The organism is Streptomyces sp. WMMC1477, assembly GCF_027460245.1.
Taxonomy (GTDB): domain Bacteria; phylum Actinomycetota; class Actinomycetes; order Streptomycetales; family Streptomycetaceae; genus Streptomyces.
Genome location: NZ_JAPZBD010000003.1, coordinates 1328377 through 1344787, shown reverse-complemented (window position 1 = coordinate 1344787; position 16411 = coordinate 1328377). Strand labels below are relative to the sequence as shown.

Below are 16411 nucleotides of genomic sequence, written 5' to 3'. Positions count from 1 at the left end.
CACTCGTTATGCCCATGGGGTCCCCTGGGTCCGATTCCACACGGGTCAAATCGGACCATAACTGACTGAATAGGCTTCAAAAACCAGTCAGATTTGGGCATTCTTCATCTTGTGGCGATCTTGGAAGCACGGACCGAACTGCTCGAGGCGCTCACGGTACTGCGTGAGCGCGTGGCCGCCGTCCGCTGTGCGCTGCCCCTGCCGGGTGCCGAACGGGCGCGGCGGTCGCGGGCCGAACTGCTGGCCCAGCTCGACGACTACCTCGTTCCACGGCTGCGCGAACCGGACGCGCCGCTGCTCGCCGTCGTCGGCGGCTCGACCGGCGTGGGGAAGTCCACCCTGGTCAACTCGCTCGTCGGACGCCGGGTCAGCGAAGCGGGCGTCCTGCGGCCCACCACCCGGACCCCGGTCCTGGCCTGCCACCCCGAGGACCGCCGCTGGTTCGCGGACGGCCGCGTCCTGCCGGGGCTGACGCGGTGCGAGGCTCCGCAGGACGGCGAGGAGCCCGCCGCCGAGCCCGGCACGCTGGTGGTGGAGTGCACCCACGCGCTGCCCGCCGGCCTGGCGCTCCTGGACGCCCCGGACGTGGACTCGCTGGTCGCCGCCAACCGCGAACTGGCCGCCGAACTGCTGTGCGCGGCCGACGTGTGGGTCCTGGTCACCACCGCGACCCGGTACGCCGACGCCGTCCCCTGGCACCTGCTGCGTACCGCGAAGGAGTACGACGTCACCCTGGCCACCGTCCTCGACCGGGTGCCCCACCAGATCGCCGTCGACGTCTCCCGGCAGTACGCGGCCCTGCTGGAGCGGGCCGGACTCGGCGACGTCCCGAGGTTCACGATCCCCGAGCTCCCCGAGTCGGCCGGCGGCGGCCGCGGGCTGCTGCCGACGACGGCGGTCGAGCCGCTGCGGGCCTGGCTCGCCCACCGGGCCCAGGACCCCTCGGCCCGCGGCCGGGCCGCCCACCGGACGGCCTGGGGCGCGCTCGACTCGCTGCGTGCCCGCGTCCCGGAGCTGGCCGCGGCCGCCGCGGCCCAGCACGCCGCCGCCGTCCGCCTCATGACCCACGTCGAGCAGGCCTACGACGCCGCGGGGGAGCGGGTGCGCCGCCAGGTCGCCGGCGGCGAGCTGCTCGCCGGGGACACCGTCGCCCACTGGCGCGGCTTCCCCCTCGACAGCAGCGGCGAGGAACTGCTGGACGCCTGCGCGGACGGGCTGGCCGCGCTGCTCTCCGGAGCCGTCGGCGGGGCCGAGGAGCAGATCGCGCGCGCCTGGCAGAAGGAGCCCGGCGCCCCCGGAGTACCGACGTCGGTGACGGAGGGCGGGGCCACCGTCACCGACCGCATGGGGCTCGTCGTCCGCCACTGGCGGCGCTGCCTGGAGGAGCTGGCCGAGGAGGCCTTCCGGGCCGACGGCGGCGGCTCGTACACGGCCGAGGAGGTCGCCGCCCTCCTCTCCGCCGCTCTGCTCGGCGGAGACCGCGGCCAGGCCGCGGAGGAGGCCCTGCACAAGATCATCGGAGTCCCGGGAACCATCCGGCTCCGGGAACGCGGCACCGAGTTGCTGGAGACCTCCGTCCACCGCGCCCTGCGCGGCGAGCGCGCGCGGCGGCTGGCGCCACTGGAGGAGCTCGACGTCGGCTCCGAGCAGCAGGTCGAGTTGATCGCCGCACTGTCCGTACTCCAGAGGGAGCAGAGGGAGAGGTGAGCGACGTGACGGGATCGCCGGGCGAGACCCACGAGGACGGCACGGGCACGACCCCGGCCGAGACCGGGCCGCAGCGCTGGAACGACGGACTCATCGCCCGTCGCGCCCGCCCCTGTCCCGTCCCCGTGCTCGACGGGGGCCGGGGCGGCGGGCTCGCCGGGCCCGTTCCGGGAGCCGCGGCCGGGACGGGCCTGGGTGCGGCGGCCGCACCGGGTCCGGGAGTTGCGCCCGCGGCCGGTCCCGCCGGGGCCACGGCCGCCGCCGGAGCCGCGCCGCGGTCCTGGCCCGCGGCGGGGACGGTCTCCGGGTCCGCCGTGCAGTTCGGGACCGTCTCCGGGGCTCCGGCGGGCTCCCGGCCCGCCGGCCCGCCCGGCCCGGCGCCCGCTCCCGGCCCGGCGCCCCTGGCCGGGCCCGCGCCCGCGCCGTCCGCCGGTGGCCCCGGGCCGCACGGGAGCGGGGTGGCGGGCGATCCGTTGCCGTTCGCGCCGGAGCCCGCGCCCGTGACGCCGGTGCCCCCGGCCCCGGGCGGCCCCGTCGGCCCGGAACACCAGGAGGAGGGGCCCGGGCCGCTGCCGCCGAACGTCACCGAGCCCGCCCTGCCCCCGGAGACCGCCGGGGAGGCCCCGCAGCCGCCGGGCCTCACGCCCGCCGCCGCGGGGCCGCTCCCGCAGGCCCCGGACGAGGCCCCCTCGCCGGGGGACGTCCGCCGGACCGTCGGCCGCGAGTCGGGGCTGGCGGAGCGGCTGAACGCGCTGCGCGAGCTGGTCGGCCTCTCCCGGGCGCGGCTGGAGGCGGAGGAACTGGCCGACGTCGGCCGGGTGCTGGAGGCAGCCGAGGCCCGGGGCCGCCTCTCCCGGGAGTACACCACCGTGGCCATCGCGGGCCCGACCGGAAGCGGGAAGTCCACCCTGTTCAACGCCGTCGCCGGGGCCCAGCTGGCCGACGCGGGCGTGCGACGGCCGACGACGTCGAGCCCCGTGGCCTGCGTCTGGGAGACGACGACCGACCGGACCGGAGCCGAGGGGCTGCTGGAGCGGCTCGGCGTCCCCGTCCGGGCCCGGCGCCGCGCCCACCTGCGGGACGCCTCGCAGCTCGCCCTGCGCGGGCTCGTCCTGCTCGACCTGCCCGACCACGACTCGGCGGTGGTCGAGCACCGGGAGCAGGTGGACCGGCTGCTGGGTCTGGTGGACGCCGTCATCTGGGTGGTGGACCCGGAGAAGTACGCCGACGCGGTGCTGCACGAGCGCTATCTGAAGGCCTTCGCCGCCCACGCCGAGGTGACCCTCGTGGTGCTCAACCAGACGGACCGGCTCGGTGCCGAGGCCGCCGAGGAGGTGCTCGGCGACGTGCGCCGGGTGCTGGACGAGGACGGCATGGCCCTCGGCGAACACGGCGAACCCGGCGCCGAGGTGCTCGCACTCTCCGCGCTCACCGGCGAGGGGGTCATGGAACTGCGTTCGGTCCTGGCGGAGTTGGTGTCCGCTCGCACCGCCGCCGCCCGTCGGCTCGCCGCCGACGTGGACCTGGCCATGACCGGGCTGCGGCCGGTGTACATCACCGACGGCGTCCAGCCGCCCCCGGGCCTGACCGACCGGGTGCGCACGGACTTCGAGCAGCGACTCGGAACGGCGGCCGGTGCCGCGGCCGTCGGGCGCACCGCCGAGCGGACGTGGCTGCGCCACGCCGACCGGACGTGTGGCACGCCGTGGGCCGGGCTGGCCCACTGGTACGCCCGCCGCCGGGCGGAGCGGCGCGGGGAGCCGCTGGGCGGCCCGGCGGCCGAGGAGGCCACCGAGCCCGGGCACCCGGTGGCCCGGCCCGTGGTCGCCCAGGCCGTGCGCACGCTCGCCGACGACGCGAGTCGCGGCCTGCCCGAACCGTGGGCGCGCACCGTGCGAGAGGCCGCCTGGCGCGGCGCGGAGGGGCTGCCGGCGGCGCTGGACGAGGCGGTCGCGGGCGCCGGGCTGCCGCCGCAACCGGCCCGGCCGCGCTGGTGGACGGCCGCGGCGGCGGGGCAGGCCGCGCTGCTGGCCGTGCAGTGCGTCGGTCTGGGCTGGCTGTTGGGCACGCTGCTCGGCGTCTTCGCCGTCAACCCGTGGGTGCCGGCCGGGCTGCTGTCCGGTGGTGCGGTGGCCTCGCCGCTGCTGGCCTGGGCGTGCCGGCTGGTGGCCCGTGCGCCCGCCCAGGAGTACGGGGCCGCGCAGGAGCAGCGGTTGCGGCGGCTGGCGGCAGCCTGCGGCCGGACCCGGGTGCTGGAGCCGGTTGCCGCCGAGCTGCTGCGCTACCGGGAGGTGCGCGGCCAGTACGTCATCGCCGCGGGGGGAACGGACGGCGGCTGAGTCCCGGGCCCGTGGGGCGTGGCGAGCCCGCCACCGCGTGAGCGATGCCGCCGCGCGGTGGCGGGTTCGTCGTCGCGGTGGCCCGTTCGCGTCTCGCCGCGGCCGGGTTGTCCACAACCGGCCAGTAGTCCACAGGCTCCGGCACGGATTTGCCGTTCGCGCCAGCATGGTCTGCGACCGGTCCCGCGGGCGGCCCGGCGAGAAGTGGACGGGGAGGCGCGTCGGCATGAACGAGACGATGGTGACGGTGGTGGGGAACGTCGCGACGAAGCCGGATTTCCGGGACAACGGCCGGTGTCCGGCGGTGCGTTTCCGGCTGGCCTCGACGGTCCGGCGGTACGACCGCGAGCGGAACCTCTGGGCAGACGGGGCGACGAGCTTCTACACCGTCTGGGCGTGGCGTGCGCTCGCCCACAACCTGACGGCGTCGGTGAGCATCGGTGAACCCCTCGTCGTCCACGGCAGGTTGAGGGTTCAGGACAGCGAGCGCGAGGGGCAGCGGTGGACGGTCGCCACGATCGACGCCGTCGCCGTCGGCCACGATCTGACGCGCGGTACCTCGGCCTGGGTGCGGGCGGCGTCCCCGCGTGCCGAGTTCGGCGAGGCGCGGCCGGACCCGGTGCCGACGGGCTGACGGGGCGTCGAGGCGGAGGGGAAGCCTCCGCCGGGGGCGGCCGGCGAAGTGTCCGCGTTCGCGGCTTTCCGCGATAACGATTGCGCTGCGGTGCGCGTAGCAAATGTGAAAATCGGGAATCGTGTTGCGCTTGATCCCTACGATTCCGCAGACCACGGGGTTGACGAGGGGACAGCAATGAGAGCGATACGCGGACGGGCTGCCGCCCGTCGCGCGGTGGCGGGGCTGCTCACGGGGCTGCTCGCGGCAGCGGGAACAGCGGTGGGGGCGGGTACGGCGGCGGCGGGGGACGCCGGGGCCGGGGAACCGCAGCACGGAGGCGCCCATGCCACGCTGGACGGACTGAACGTGCACGACCGCGCGGTGATCCGGCACGACGGCGCGGTGATCGAGACGGGGGCGGGGCTCTTCGAGATGTCGGTGACCGGGGGCGGCAGTCTGCTGGCGTACGGCATCGACATGTACAGCTCCACCCAGCAGGACGCGCGGTACGCGGAGGTGCCCTGGCGCTCCTCCTCCCTGCAGGGCAACCCGGACGCCGGGAAGATCCGGTGGATCCTGCGCCACTCCTACCCCCAGGTCGACAACCTGGCCGAGCTGGCCGAGGAGGCGGGCGCCCGGCAGCTCACCCCGGAGACCGCGGCAGCCGGCACCCAGGTGGCCATCTGGCGGTATTCGGAGCGCACGGAGTCGGGAGAGCGGCCCGACGTCACCGCCGTCCATCCGGACGCGGAGCGGCTGGCCGACCACCTGGAGCGCCGGGCCCGCGAGCTGGAGGAACCGGCGCCCGCCGTGCGGCTGGAGTCGCCCGTCGTCTCCGGGCGGCCCGGGGAGCTGCTGGGCCCGGTGACGATACGCACCACGGCCCAGGCCGTCAGCGTCGCGCCCGGGCCCGAGGCGGCCCGGCACGGCGTCCGCGTCGTCGACGCCCGGGGGAAGACGGTCACAGCCGGCCGCGACGGCACGCGGCTGTGGTTCGACGTGCCCGATGACGCGGAGGACGGCGGCGGCGCCTTCACGGTCCAGGCGACGACGCCGGTGCCGGTCGGCCGGACGTTCGTCGGCACCGGAGCCCACGCGGCGAGTCAGTCGCTCGTCGTGGCCGGGTCGAGCGACGCCGCGGTCACCGCGACCGCCGTCACGAGCTGGGCGGCCGAGGGGGCGGCACCCGCCGTCTCCGCCCGGCGCGACTGCGCCCGGGGCGCGGTGGCCGTCACCGTCGTCAACCGGGGCGACGCGCCGTTCGCCTTCGCGCTCGGCGAGCAGGAGCTGGAGATACCCGGCGGGGCCACGGACACGGCGACGGTGCCGGTCGCCGAGGACCAGCGCTACGACATCACCGTCACCGGCCCGGGCGGCTTCGAGCGGACCTTCACCGGCGTGCTGGACTGCGAGACGATCGCCGCGCAGCCGCAGGACGCGGGGCTCACGGTCCACAGCGAGCCCGTCACCGTCGGCGGGAGCGACGGTGAGGTCAACCTGGCGGAGACGGGCAGTGGTACCAACGTGCCGCTGCTGGTCGGTCTGGCCGCCGGGCTGCTGGCTCTGGGCGGGCTGGCCGTGCTCATGGTCCGCCGCAAGCCGCAGCCGGGAGCCGGGTCCGCCGCGGCCCCGGACGCCGGGGACGGCGCCGAAGCGGAGCGCGACGAGAAATAGACACGACGTAGCGGAGCACTCACCCTCGGGTGGACGGCCGGCGGCCGGTTTCCGCCCGAGGCGTCCCGTACGGCAGGATGGATAACACCCCCTGTGGGGCCCCGCATCTTCACACCTACCAGACTGCCGGACGGTTTCTCTTGGCTGAGTTCATCTACACCATGCGCAAGGCGCGCAAGGCGCACGGCGACAAGGTGATCCTCGACGATGTCACCCTGAGCTTCCTGCCGGGCGCGAAGATCGGTGTCGTGGGCCCCAACGGCGCCGGCAAGTCCACCGTGCTGAAGATCATGGCGGGTCTCGAGCAGCCCTCCAACGGCGACGCGTTCCTGTCCCCGGGCTACAGCGTGGGCATCCTCCTCCAGGAGCCGCCGCTCGACGAGTCCAAGACGGTGCTGGAGAACGTCCAGGACGGTGTGGCGGACACCAAGGGCAAGCTCGACCGGTTCAACGAGATCGCCGAGCAGATGGCGACCGAGTACACCGACGAGCTGATGGAGGAGATGGGCAAGCTCCAGGAGCAGCTCGACCACGCGAACGCCTGGGACCTGGACGCCCAGCTCGAGCAGGCCATGGACGCGCTCGGCTGCCCGCCGGGGGACTGGCCCGTCACCAACCTCTCCGGTGGCGAGAAGCGGCGCGTGGCCCTGTGCAAGCTGCTGCTGGAGGCGCCCGACCTGCTGCTGCTCGACGAGCCCACCAACCACCTCGACGCCGAGTCGGTGCAGTGGCTGGAGCAGCACCTCGCCAAGTACGCGGGCACCGTCGTCGCCATCACCCACGACCGGTACTTCCTCGACAACGTGGCCGAGTGGATCCTCGAGCTCGACCGCGGCCGGGCCTACCCCTACGAGGGCAACTACTCCAAGTACCTGGAGACGAAGCAGTCGCGCCTGAAGGTCGAGGGGCAGAAGGACGCCAAGCGGGCCAAGCGCCTCAAGGAGGAGCTGGACTGGGTCCGCTCCAACGCCAAGGGGCGTCAGGCCAAGTCGAAGGCCCGGCTGGCCCGTTACGAGGAGATGGCCGCCGAGGCGGAGAAGACCCGGAAGCTGGACTTCGAGGAGATCCAGATCCCGCCGGGCCCGCGCCTGGGCAACGTCGTCGTCGAGGTGGAGAACCTCTCCAAGGCCTTCGGCGAGAAGGTGCTCATCGACGACCTGTCCTTCACCCTGCCGCGCAACGGCATCGTCGGCGTCATCGGCCCCAACGGCGCCGGCAAGACGACGCTGTTCAAGATGATCCAGGGCCTGGAGGAGCCGGACGGCGGCAACATCAAGGTCGGCGAGACGGTCAAGATCTCCTACGTCGACCAGTCGCGGGCCAACATCGACCCCAAGAAGACGCTGTGGGCCGTCGTCTCCGACGAGCTGGACTACATCAACGTCGGACAGGTCGAGATGCCCTCGCGGGCCTATGTGAGCGCCTTCGGCTTCAAGGGCCCGGACCAGCAGAAGCCCGCGGGCGTCCTCTCCGGCGGTGAGCGCAACCGGCTGAACCTCGCGCTCACCCTCAAGCAGGGCGGCAACCTGCTCCTCCTGGACGAGCCGACCAACGACCTCGACGTGGAGACGCTCTCCTCGCTGGAGAACGCGCTGCTGGACTTCCCCGGCTGCGCCGTGGTCGTCTCCCACGACCGCTGGTTCCTCGACCGCATCGCGACCCACATCCTCGCCTACGAGGGCGAGAGCAGGTGGTTCTGGTTCGAGGGCAACTTCGAGTCGTACGAGAAGAACAAGATCGAGCGGCTCGGCCCGGAGGCGGCCCGTCCGCACCGCGCGACGTACAAGAAGCTGACGCGGGGCTGACGTGCGCCACCACTTCGCCTGTCCCCTGCGCTGGTCGGACATGGACTCGTTCGGGCACGTCAACAACGTGGTCTTCCTGCGGTATCTGGAAGAGGCCCGGATCGACTTCCTGTTCCGGCTGGCGCGGGAGGCCGACACCGAGGCCTTCACGAGCGGTGCCGTGGTGGCCCGGCACGAGATCGACTACCTGCGTCCCCTCGTGCACCGGCCCGAACCGGTGGACATCGAGACGTGGGTGACGAAGATCAGCCGTGCCTCGGTCACGGTCGGCTACGAGATCAAGGACGCGACGGCGGTCTACGCACGGGCCAGCACCGTCGTCGTCGCGTACGACCTGAAGGAAGGGCGCCCGCGCCGGCTGAGCGAGGCCGAGCGGTCCTTCCTGGAGCCCTACCTCGATGACAGCAGCCATGTCCCGGCCGATCCCCAGGCTCGCTGACGCGGCCGAGGCGGCCGGAGTCGCCGCCTTCCTCCAGCGCCTGGTGCGCTGGGAGAAGACGGCGGCCGTCCGCCTCCAGGCGGGCGGCGGCGCTCTCGCGCTCTTCGCCCGCCCCGCGCGCTTCGACGTCCTGGCCGTCCGCACGGCCCGGCTCGACGACCCGGAGCTCAGGCTGGACACCACGGTGGCGGCCGGAGAGCTGCTGGAGCGGCTTGACGAGCGGGCCGGCACACTGCCCGTGCCCGCACCCGTCACCGGCCCGCCCTGGGCCGGGGTGCTGCCCCCGCGCGGGGGCTGGCAGCGGCTGGGCGGATTGCCGCCCGACGCCGTCCGCTCGGTGGCCGCCGCCGCGGTGGCCGAGTTCCGTCGCAGGGCCGAGGTCCTGGCACCGGCGGAGCGCACCCGCGAACAGCTCGACGCGCTGGCGGACGAGATCTGGTCCCGGCCGCTCGGCCGCACCGGGCTGCCGCTGCGCGCCGCGCACGCGGCCTACGCACTGGGTTTCCTCGGCGGCTCGGAGCCGCTCGGGCTGTCCTCCGCCGGGCCCTGGCTGCGGCTGGCCACGCCGCTCGGCTCGGTCGTGGTGCGGTCCGTCCGTCCCCCAGGGCTCTCCGTCACGCCCGCGTGAGCCGCGCGGGCGCGTGGCCTCCGCGCTCTTCACTCGGGGGCGTGGCCGCCCGCGCGACGGACGGTGCCGGGGCCGCCGGGGCGGTCAGCCCTGAGTGTTGATCATGGAGTTGGCGGCGTAGACCAGGTAGTTCCAGAGCTGCTTCTCCAGCTCTGCGGGCAGGTCCAGGCTGTCGACGGCGTCCCGCATGTGCCGCAGCCAGGCGTCGTGCGCGGCGCGGTCGACGCGGAAGGGGGCGTGCCGCATCCGCAGCCTCGGGTGGCCGCGGTGCTCGCTGTAGGTGCGGGGGCCGCCCCAGTACTGCATGAGGAAGAGCGCGAGCCGTTCCTCCGCCGGGCCGAGGTCCTCCTCCGGGTACATGGGACGGAGCAGTTCGTCCTCGGCGACGCCTTCGTAGAAGCGCTTCGCCAGCCGGCGGAACGTCTCCTCGCCGCCGACCTGCTCGAAGAACGTCTGCGTCTGCAAGGTGCCTCGCGGAATCTCCATCACGCACCCCATGGTCGCAGATGCGCGGGGAAGCGGTCCCGCCCCCGTGGTGACGGGACCGCTCCCGTGGTGACGGGACCGCGCGCCCTACGCGTCGTCCCAGCGGAAGAGCCGCCAGGCGAGCAGGGTGACGACGGCGCCGAACAGCAGCAGCCCGGCCATGACCGGCAGCGCCGTGGCCCAGCCCTCGCCCCGGGACAGCACGCCCTGCATCGCGTCGGCCAGGTGCTTCAACGGCAGGAACTCCGCGACCGTCCGCACCCAGGCCGGTGCCGTGTCCAGGGGGAAGAAGGCGCCGGAGAGGAACGCCATCGGCAGCACGATCACCTGGGCCAGGCCGTTGGCGGCCTCCTCCGTCTTCGCCCAGGAACCCACCAGCAGGCCGATGGACATGAACGCCAGCGAGCCGGTGAGCACGAGCGGAACGGACAGCCACCACTCGCCCGTGAGCCGCAGCCCGAAGTACGGCAGGGTCGCTATCCCCACGAAGATCGCGAACTGGCTGAGGGCGAGCGCGAGGCTGATGCCGACCCGGGCCCCGATGACCGACGTGACGCCGACCGGGGAGAGCCACAGGCGGCGCAGGATGCGCTTCTTGCGCCACGTCACCAGGTTGAGCGCCGGCCCGAAGACGGAGCCCATCGCCACGGCCCAGCCCAGCAGGCCGGGCGTGAGGAACTGGATCGGCTTGACCGACTCGTCCTCCACCCGCTGTGCCGTGAGCCGGAAGGCGGGCGGCTGGCCCGTCGCGGCCTGGTTGGCCTGCTGCACGACGGAGTCGAGGACGGAGTGGACGGTTCCGGCCCGCACCTGGTCGGCGGCCGAGAAGCGCAGCTCGACCTCGCCGTCCCGCTCGAAGACCGCCGCGTCGACGTCTCCGTGCCGGACGTCCTCCAGTGCCTCGTCCAAGGCCTCCTCGGAGCCGTCGGTCTTCTCCACCTCCAGCACGCCCCGGAGCTGCGCGCGCTGCTTCTCGGGCATGTCGTCCAGCACGGCCACGTCGCCGACCTGCACGATCTGGGACTCCGAGGTGCCTGCGTCCTTGAGCAGGGTGCCGAAGAGCACCAGGAACATCAGCGGGAAGACGAGCAGGAAGAAGACGGCGGCCCGGTCGCGCAGCAGGCCGAGCGCCATCGCCCGGGACAGGCTGCGGAAGGAGCGGGTGCGGTCCGCCCAGGACCGGGCGGGCGCGCCGCCGGAGTCGCCGGCGCCGCCCGTTCTGCCGGTGCCGTCGGTGCCGTCGGTACGTTCCGTGCCGTCGGGGGTGCGCTGCGCGGTCATTCGCGGTACTCCCGTCCGGTGAGCTGGAGGAAGACGTCCTCCAGCGAGGCCGCGCCGAGCTCCCCGATCAGCTCGGCGGGCGGGCCGACCCGCAGGACGCGGCCGCTGTCCATGACGGCGACCCGGTCGCAGAGGGTCTCGGCCTCGTCCATGTAGTGCGTGGTGAGCACCACCGTGCGTCCCTCGGCCTGGATGTCGCGGAGCAGGTCCCACAGGTTGCGCCGGGCCTGTGGGTCGAGTCCGGTGGTGGGTTCGTCGAGGAAGACCAGCTCCGGGTCGTGCACCAGGGCGCAGGCGATCGACAGCCGCTGTTCCTGCCCGCCGGAGAGCTTGTCCTGCCGTACGTCGGCCTTCTCCGCGAGCCCGACCCGTTCCAGCATGGCGTCCGCGCGCTTCCGCGGGACGCCGTAGAGGTCGCCGAACGTGTGGATCTGCTCGCGGGCCGTGAGCCGTTCGAAGAAGGCGGAGGCCTGGAGCTGCACGCCGATCCGGGGGAGCAGTCGCTTGTTCCGGGGCCAGGACGGCTCGCCCAGCAGCCGCGCGCTGCCCTCGTCGGGGCGGCGCAGCCCCTCAACGATCTCCAACGTGGTCGTCTTCCCCGCGCCGTTCGGTCCGAGAATGCCGTAGAACTCGCCACGCCCGACGGTGAACGAGACTCCGTCGACCGCCTGAACCTCCCCGTACCGCTTGCGCAGCCCTTCGACCGTTATCGCCGCGTCAGTGGTCATGCGGGGGACGCTATCTCACGCGTTCGAACGGAGTCCGGCCCCCTCGCGCCCCCGGGCCGGGGGCAGGAGAGTGGAGACATGGGCAGGGACGAACTGCTGTGGCTGCTGGAGGCCGAGGGGGCGCTGCCGGACCGCGCCTGGCGTGACGCGTTCGCGGAGGTGCCGAGGGAGCTGTTCGTGCCGGAGTACTTCCTGCCGGGCTTCGGCGGGTACGAGCGGCGCTCGGGGGACGCGGAGGACCCGGCGGCCCGGCGGCGCTGGCGGGACGGGCTCTACGAGGACGTGCCGCTGGCCACGCGGCTCCGGCACGGCGAGCTGGTCTCGTCCAGCAGTCAGCCCTCGCTGATGGCGCGGATGCTGGACGAGCTGGCGGTCCGCGACGGCATGGCGGTGCTGGAGATCGGTACCGGCACCGGCTGGAACGCCGCCCTGCTCGCGCACCGGCTCGGCGCGCACCGGGTGACGACGCTCGACCTCGACCCGGAGATCACGGGCGCCGCCCGCACCCGTCTCCGGCGCTCGGGCTTCCCCGTCACGGTGGTCACGGCGGACGGTGTCCGCGGGTGGCCGGAGCGCGCCCCCTACGACCGGATCATCGCGACCTGCGCCCTGGACACCGTCCCCCGGGCCTGGTTGGAGCAGTGCGCGTCCGGCGCGCGCGTCCTCACTCCGCTCTCCACCGGGCTCGTGCTGCTGCACGTCGAGCGGGGGGAGGAAGGGCCGCGGGCCCAGGGCCGGTTCCTGGACACCCCGGCCTTCTTCGTGCCCCTGCGCGGTGCGGCGGCCGCGGCACCGGGGAAGCCGGCCGCGACGGAGCGGCGCGAGCGGGACGACGGCGGGGTGCCGGCCACGGCGGCGGGCTCCGACGCGTTCCAGTTCCTGCGCGGCCTGACCGCGTCGGCGCTCAGCGGCCGGGAAACCTACGCGGTCTGGGAGCGCGCCGGTCACCCGGAGCGGCCGCGTTTCGGGGTGACCGCCGACGTCCACGGCGCCTGGGCGTGGCTCGACGAGCCCCGGGGCCCGGATCGCTGGCCGTTGCCGCGCCCCACCGGGCCCGCCGAGGGCGAGGGCCTGCGGGACGGTTCCGGGCTCAGCCCCGACGGACCGTCAGGGTCGTCCAGGCGCCGACGTGCACCCGGTCCCCCTCCCTGAGGGGCACCGGGACGAACGGCTGGATCGGTTCCTCGGCGCCGTTGATCGTCGTTCCGTTGGTGGAGTCCTGGTCGACGACGGCCCAGCCGCCGTCCGGCTGTTGGACGAGCAGCGCGTGCTGGTGCGAGACGCCCGGGTCCTCCGGGGGGCGGGACAGGTCGACGTCCGGCGCCTCCCCGGTGGACTGCCGTCTGCGCCCGATGGAGATCTGCTGCCCGGTGAGCGGCACCTGCTGCTCGGGCGAGTAGGCCGGCAGGTTGAGCGAGGCGCCCTCCGGTCCGCTGCGCTGCATCATCGCGGCGAAGTACTCCCGGTCGGGACCGACCGTGACCATCCAGCCGGTGCCGTGTGCCGGGGTGCCCGGGTAGCCGTAGCCGCCCGGCTGCTGCGGTGCGGCGGAGGCGGAGGGCGGGGCCAGGTTCCAGTCGCCCTGGTCCTGTTGGGGCCCGGCGTGCGGCTGGTGATGGGGGTGCTGCTGCGGGTGCGCCTGCTGCGGGATCGGCTCGGCCGGCCGGTTCATCTGCGAGGGCCGGGAGCGCTCGTAGACGGGCGGCGGCGCCTGCTGGAGGAAGCCGGGCGGTGGGGCCGGGGGCGCGTAGGACGTGGGGGACTGCGTGAGGAAGTTGTAGCGGCACTCCTCGCAGAAGGGAGCCTCGGGCTCACGCGGCGTACGGCACTGCGGGCACAGCTCGGTCTGCTGCGTCGGCCCCGGCGGCATGGGGCCCTCGGCCCCGGGTATCCCCGGGCCGGGCATGCCGGGCCCGGCCGGGGGCGGCCCGCCGGGGTAACCGGGGGCGCCGGCCGGGGGCGGCGGCGGGGGAGCCGGGTAGCCGTACCCGTGTCCGCCTGGTGCGGGGCCGCCGGGGTGCGCCGGGGGCGGCGGGACGGGGCCGGGGGCCGGGGGTGCGGCGGGTGCCGTCATCCGGTGTCCGCACACCTCACACCAGTCGTCGGCCACCGACTGGTGGCCGTTCGGACAAGTCGACATGTCGGGCTTCCCCCTCCGTGCGCTGTCAGTCGGCGGACTTCTTGACCCGCACCGTCTTGGTGGAGCGCGTCTCCAGCGTCATCTCGTCCGCCTCGGCGACCCTCGCCTTGAGTCGAACAGTACCCGCCGCCTCGTCCACGACGTCGACCACCTTCGCGAGGAGCTTGGCCGTCTCCCCGTTGCCGGAGACGGCCGCGAGCTGCACGGCGCGGCCGAGCTTCGCCGTGGCCCGGTGCTGGTCACCCGCCTTGCGCGCGTCCAGACCCTGCTGGATCGCCCGCGCCAGCTCGGCCTGTCCGGTGTAGTGGGCGACCTGCGGGTTGATCGCCGTGGAGGCGGCCACGTCGTCCGTCCACAGCGCCCTGACCAGGCCCTGCCCGAGCACCTCGGGGGCGTGGCCGCGCCGGGGCCGTACCAGCGAGACCCGGGCGGCGAGCATCTCCTGCCCGACGGCGGCCGGTTGCACGCGGACGCACACGTGGTAGTCCCGCGACTCGTCGCCCCAGGAGCCCGTGGGAAAGTCCCCGGCCCGCGGCCCCGCCTCGGCCCGCCGGTCGGTGAGATCCACCACCGTGGGGGCCACCTGCTTCACGAAGGCGGTCCCGGCGCCCTGCGGCGTCCACAGCCGCAGGCTGACGTCGCCGACCTCCTTGCCCATGGCGGCGGCCATCATGCCGGTGAAGTCCTCGGCCAGACCGGACGGGTCGGCCACGATGTCCGCCGTGCCCAGCAGCGCCGTCGCGATGCCGGTGACCTCCTTGACCTCCCAGTCCGTGCCGACGCCGCGCGCGTCACAGGTGAACCGCCCGGCGCAGTGGTCCAGGGCGGCCCGCAGCGCCTCGGGTTCCTCGTGCTCGTTGCGCCCGTCGGTGAGCAGGATGCCGTGCCGTACGGCGGCCTCGGAGGAGGCCAGCAGCTCGTCCGCCAGCCGAAGCCAGGTGCCGATCGCCGTACCGCCGCCCGCGTCCAGCTTCCGCAGCGCGGCCTTCGCGGCGGCCCGGGTGGAGTGGCCGGCGACGGCCAGGCGTCCGTCGCCCGGGTAGACCTCCCTGGCCACGTGGGTGCCCGCGACCACGGCGAAGCCCACGCCGTCGCGCACGGCGTCGATCGCGGCCCGCGTCGCGTCACGGGCGTGGCGCATCTTGTCCGGCGGGTAGTCCATCGAGCCCGAGCAGTCCACCATCAGGACGACGGCGGCCGTCGGGGGCGCCGCGGCCGTGCCGCCGACGACGTCGGCCGGAGCCGCGGCGGTGGCCGAACTCGGCAGCGGCAGCCCGCCGCTGGTCCCGCCGCCCGTCGCCGTCACGGTGACGATGGCGTCCACCTCCCGGGCGCCCGCGGGCAGGTAGGGGTTCTGGTAGACGTCGACCGAGAACCGCGGCACGTTGGACTTGGCGAAATTGGCCATGGCTCGCTTCTCCCCCCGGAGTTGCACATTCAGGTCGATCCTGCCCCCGGCGCGGTGGCCGGGAACGGGATGACCGCCACTGTTACGTTGTCGTGCCCGCCGCCCTTGATGGCGTGACTGACCAGATGCCGGGCCGCCGGAAGCGGCCGGGCGCGGGCGTCGGCCGGGACGGCCTCGGCCATCTCCCAGGCCGACTCGGCGTAGTTCCACAGGCCGTCCGTGCACACCACGACGACCCCCGGGGTCTCCGGCCGGAACGACGCGGTGTGCGGTTCGAAGTCCTCGGCGTCGGCGCCGAGCCAGCCGGTGATGGCGTGGGCCCGCGGATCGGCGAAGGCGTCGGCCTTGCTCATCAGCCCCGCGGCCACCATCTGCGCGGCCCACGAGTCGTCCTCGGTGAGCCGGGCGGGCGGGGCGGCCGGATCCTCGGGCACCCAGTACGCGCGGCTGTCGCCGATCCAGCCGACGGTCAGGAGGCCCTCGGCGACGACCGAGCCGACGATCGTGCAGGCCGGGGCGTTGCGGTCGCCGTCCTGCCCGGAGTCGGCGAGCGCGGCCACCGCCCGCGCGGCCACGCCCAGCGCCTCGTGCATGGCGTGCGGCGGCTGGACGCCGCGCGGCAGCGCGTCCAGCACCGCCCCGCGCGCCGCGTCGGCGGCGGCGGCGGAGGCCTCGTCGGGGCGGCTGGAGGACGAGACGCCGTCACAGACGATGGCGACGACCGCGGGACGCGTTCCGGGCAGCGCCGCCGTGGAGATCGCGAAGGCGTCCTCGTTGCGGTGGTGCCGCAGCCCCCGGTCGCTCGCGGCCGCCACGCCGGGCAACTCCTGTTCCAGATGGTCCCGTTCGCGCGGCTGGGCGCGTCCGCACCGCTCGCAGTAGCCATCGGCGTCGAAGGTGCCCGTCCCGCACCCGGCGCAGCGGGCCTGGGCGCTGTGCGGCGCCGTGGCGGCCGGGGCCGCCACGGGCCCGGTACGCGGGTCGGGCGCGGGGCGCGGGGAGGCCGCCTGGGACGCGGGCGGCGGGGCCGCCGCGGGTCCCGGGGCCGCGGCCGGGGCGCCGCCGTGCGGGGCGGGACCGGGCGGCGCCAGGGTGAAGTCCGGCACCGTGGGCGTCGGAACGGCCGGGGCCGGGGCCCGGCCGGGTTCGGGCACGCCGTC

14 protein-coding genes are annotated in these 16411 nt (G+C 74.7%); 8 read left to right on the top strand and 6 right to left on the bottom strand.

The window, feature by feature from the left end; genetic code table 11:
• Positions 1 to 120: 120 nt before the first annotated feature.
• From O7609_RS06275 to O7609_RS06245, 7 genes are all read left to right on the top strand, one after another.
• Positions 121 to 1707: an ATP-binding protein gene (locus tag O7609_RS06275; protein WP_269733887.1), complete on the top strand. Its 1587-nt coding sequence runs from the start codon at positions 121 to 123 to the stop codon at positions 1705 to 1707.
• Entirely contained in the window at positions 1704 to 4046 is a 2343-nt protein-coding gene (locus tag O7609_RS06270) for a GTP-binding protein (RefSeq protein WP_269733886.1), read from the top strand. The genes O7609_RS06275 and O7609_RS06270 overlap by 4 nt, the downstream gene beginning before the upstream one ends.
• Positions 4047 to 4272: 226 nt before the next feature.
• Positions 4273 to 4680 (top strand): single-stranded DNA-binding protein, encoded by a 408-nt coding sequence (locus tag O7609_RS06265; protein ID WP_269733885.1) that lies wholly within the window; start codon positions 4273 to 4275, stop codon positions 4678 to 4680.
• Positions 4681 to 4857: 177 nt separating this feature from the next.
• Positions 4858 to 6336: a TQXA domain-containing protein gene (locus tag O7609_RS06260; protein WP_269733884.1), complete on the top strand. Its 1479-nt coding sequence runs from the start codon at positions 4858 to 4860 to the stop codon at positions 6334 to 6336.
• A 140-nt stretch (positions 6337 to 6476) separates the two neighbouring features.
• Complete coding sequence (gene ettA, locus O7609_RS06255; protein ID WP_269733883.1) at positions 6477 to 8141, top strand: energy-dependent translational throttle protein EttA; 1665 nt, start codon at positions 6477 to 6479, stop codon at positions 8139 to 8141.
• Between the two features lies 1 nt (position 8142).
• Positions 8143 to 8580: an acyl-CoA thioesterase gene (locus O7609_RS06250; RefSeq protein ID WP_443072069.1), complete on the top strand. Its 438-nt coding sequence runs from the start codon at positions 8143 to 8145 to the stop codon at positions 8578 to 8580.
• The gene (locus O7609_RS06245; RefSeq protein ID WP_269743210.1) at positions 8540 to 9208 is read left to right on the top strand and encodes a hypothetical protein; all 669 of its coding nucleotides are present in this window, start codon (positions 8540 to 8542) and stop codon (positions 9206 to 9208) included. The genes O7609_RS06250 and O7609_RS06245 overlap by 41 nt, the downstream gene beginning before the upstream one ends.
• Before the next feature lie 84 nt (positions 9209 to 9292).
• Here the strand turns inward: O7609_RS06245 and O7609_RS06240 are convergent, their stop codons facing one another.
• The 3 genes from O7609_RS06240 to O7609_RS06230 form a co-directional block, all read right to left on the bottom strand.
• Positions 9293 to 9694 (bottom strand): globin, encoded by a 402-nt coding sequence (locus O7609_RS06240; RefSeq protein ID WP_269733880.1) that lies wholly within the window; start codon positions 9692 to 9694, stop codon positions 9293 to 9295.
• An 87-nt stretch (positions 9695 to 9781) separates the two neighbouring features.
• Positions 9782 to 10975 carry an ABC transporter permease gene (locus O7609_RS06235; protein WP_269733879.1) on the bottom strand — a complete coding sequence of 398 codons (1194 nt, stop codon included), beginning with the start codon at positions 10973 to 10975 and terminating at the stop codon, positions 9782 to 9784.
• Positions 10972 to 11703, bottom strand: coding sequence for an ABC transporter ATP-binding protein (locus O7609_RS06230; protein WP_269733878.1), 732 nt, complete (start codon positions 11701 to 11703; stop codon positions 10972 to 10974). The genes O7609_RS06235 and O7609_RS06230 overlap by 4 nt, the downstream gene beginning before the upstream one ends.
• Before the next feature lie 78 nt (positions 11704 to 11781).
• On the opposite strand from O7609_RS06230, the gene O7609_RS06225 reads away from it, so the two are divergent.
• Entirely contained in the window at positions 11782 to 12855 is a 1074-nt protein-coding gene (locus O7609_RS06225) for a methyltransferase domain-containing protein (protein ID WP_269733877.1), read from the top strand.
• Here O7609_RS06225 and O7609_RS06220 read toward each other — a convergent pair.
• Genes O7609_RS06220 through O7609_RS06210 form a run of 3 tightly spaced genes read right to left on the bottom strand, consistent with a single transcriptional unit; the run spans position 12794 to position 16405 of the window.
• Entirely contained in the window at positions 12794 to 13843 is a 1050-nt protein-coding gene (locus O7609_RS06220) for an FHA domain-containing protein (RefSeq protein ID WP_269733876.1), read from the bottom strand. The genes O7609_RS06225 and O7609_RS06220 overlap by 62 nt on opposite strands.
• A gap of 25 nt (positions 13844 to 13868) precedes the next feature.
• Positions 13869 to 15251, bottom strand: a complete 1383-nt coding sequence (locus O7609_RS06215; protein ID WP_269733875.1) for a vWA domain-containing protein — start codon at positions 15249 to 15251, stop codon at positions 13869 to 13871.
• Between the two features lie 29 nt (positions 15252 to 15280).
• Complete coding sequence (locus O7609_RS06210; RefSeq protein WP_332330038.1) at positions 15281 to 16405, bottom strand: PP2C family protein-serine/threonine phosphatase; 1125 nt, start codon at positions 16403 to 16405, stop codon at positions 15281 to 15283.
• Positions 16406 to 16411 lie beyond the last annotated feature (6 nt).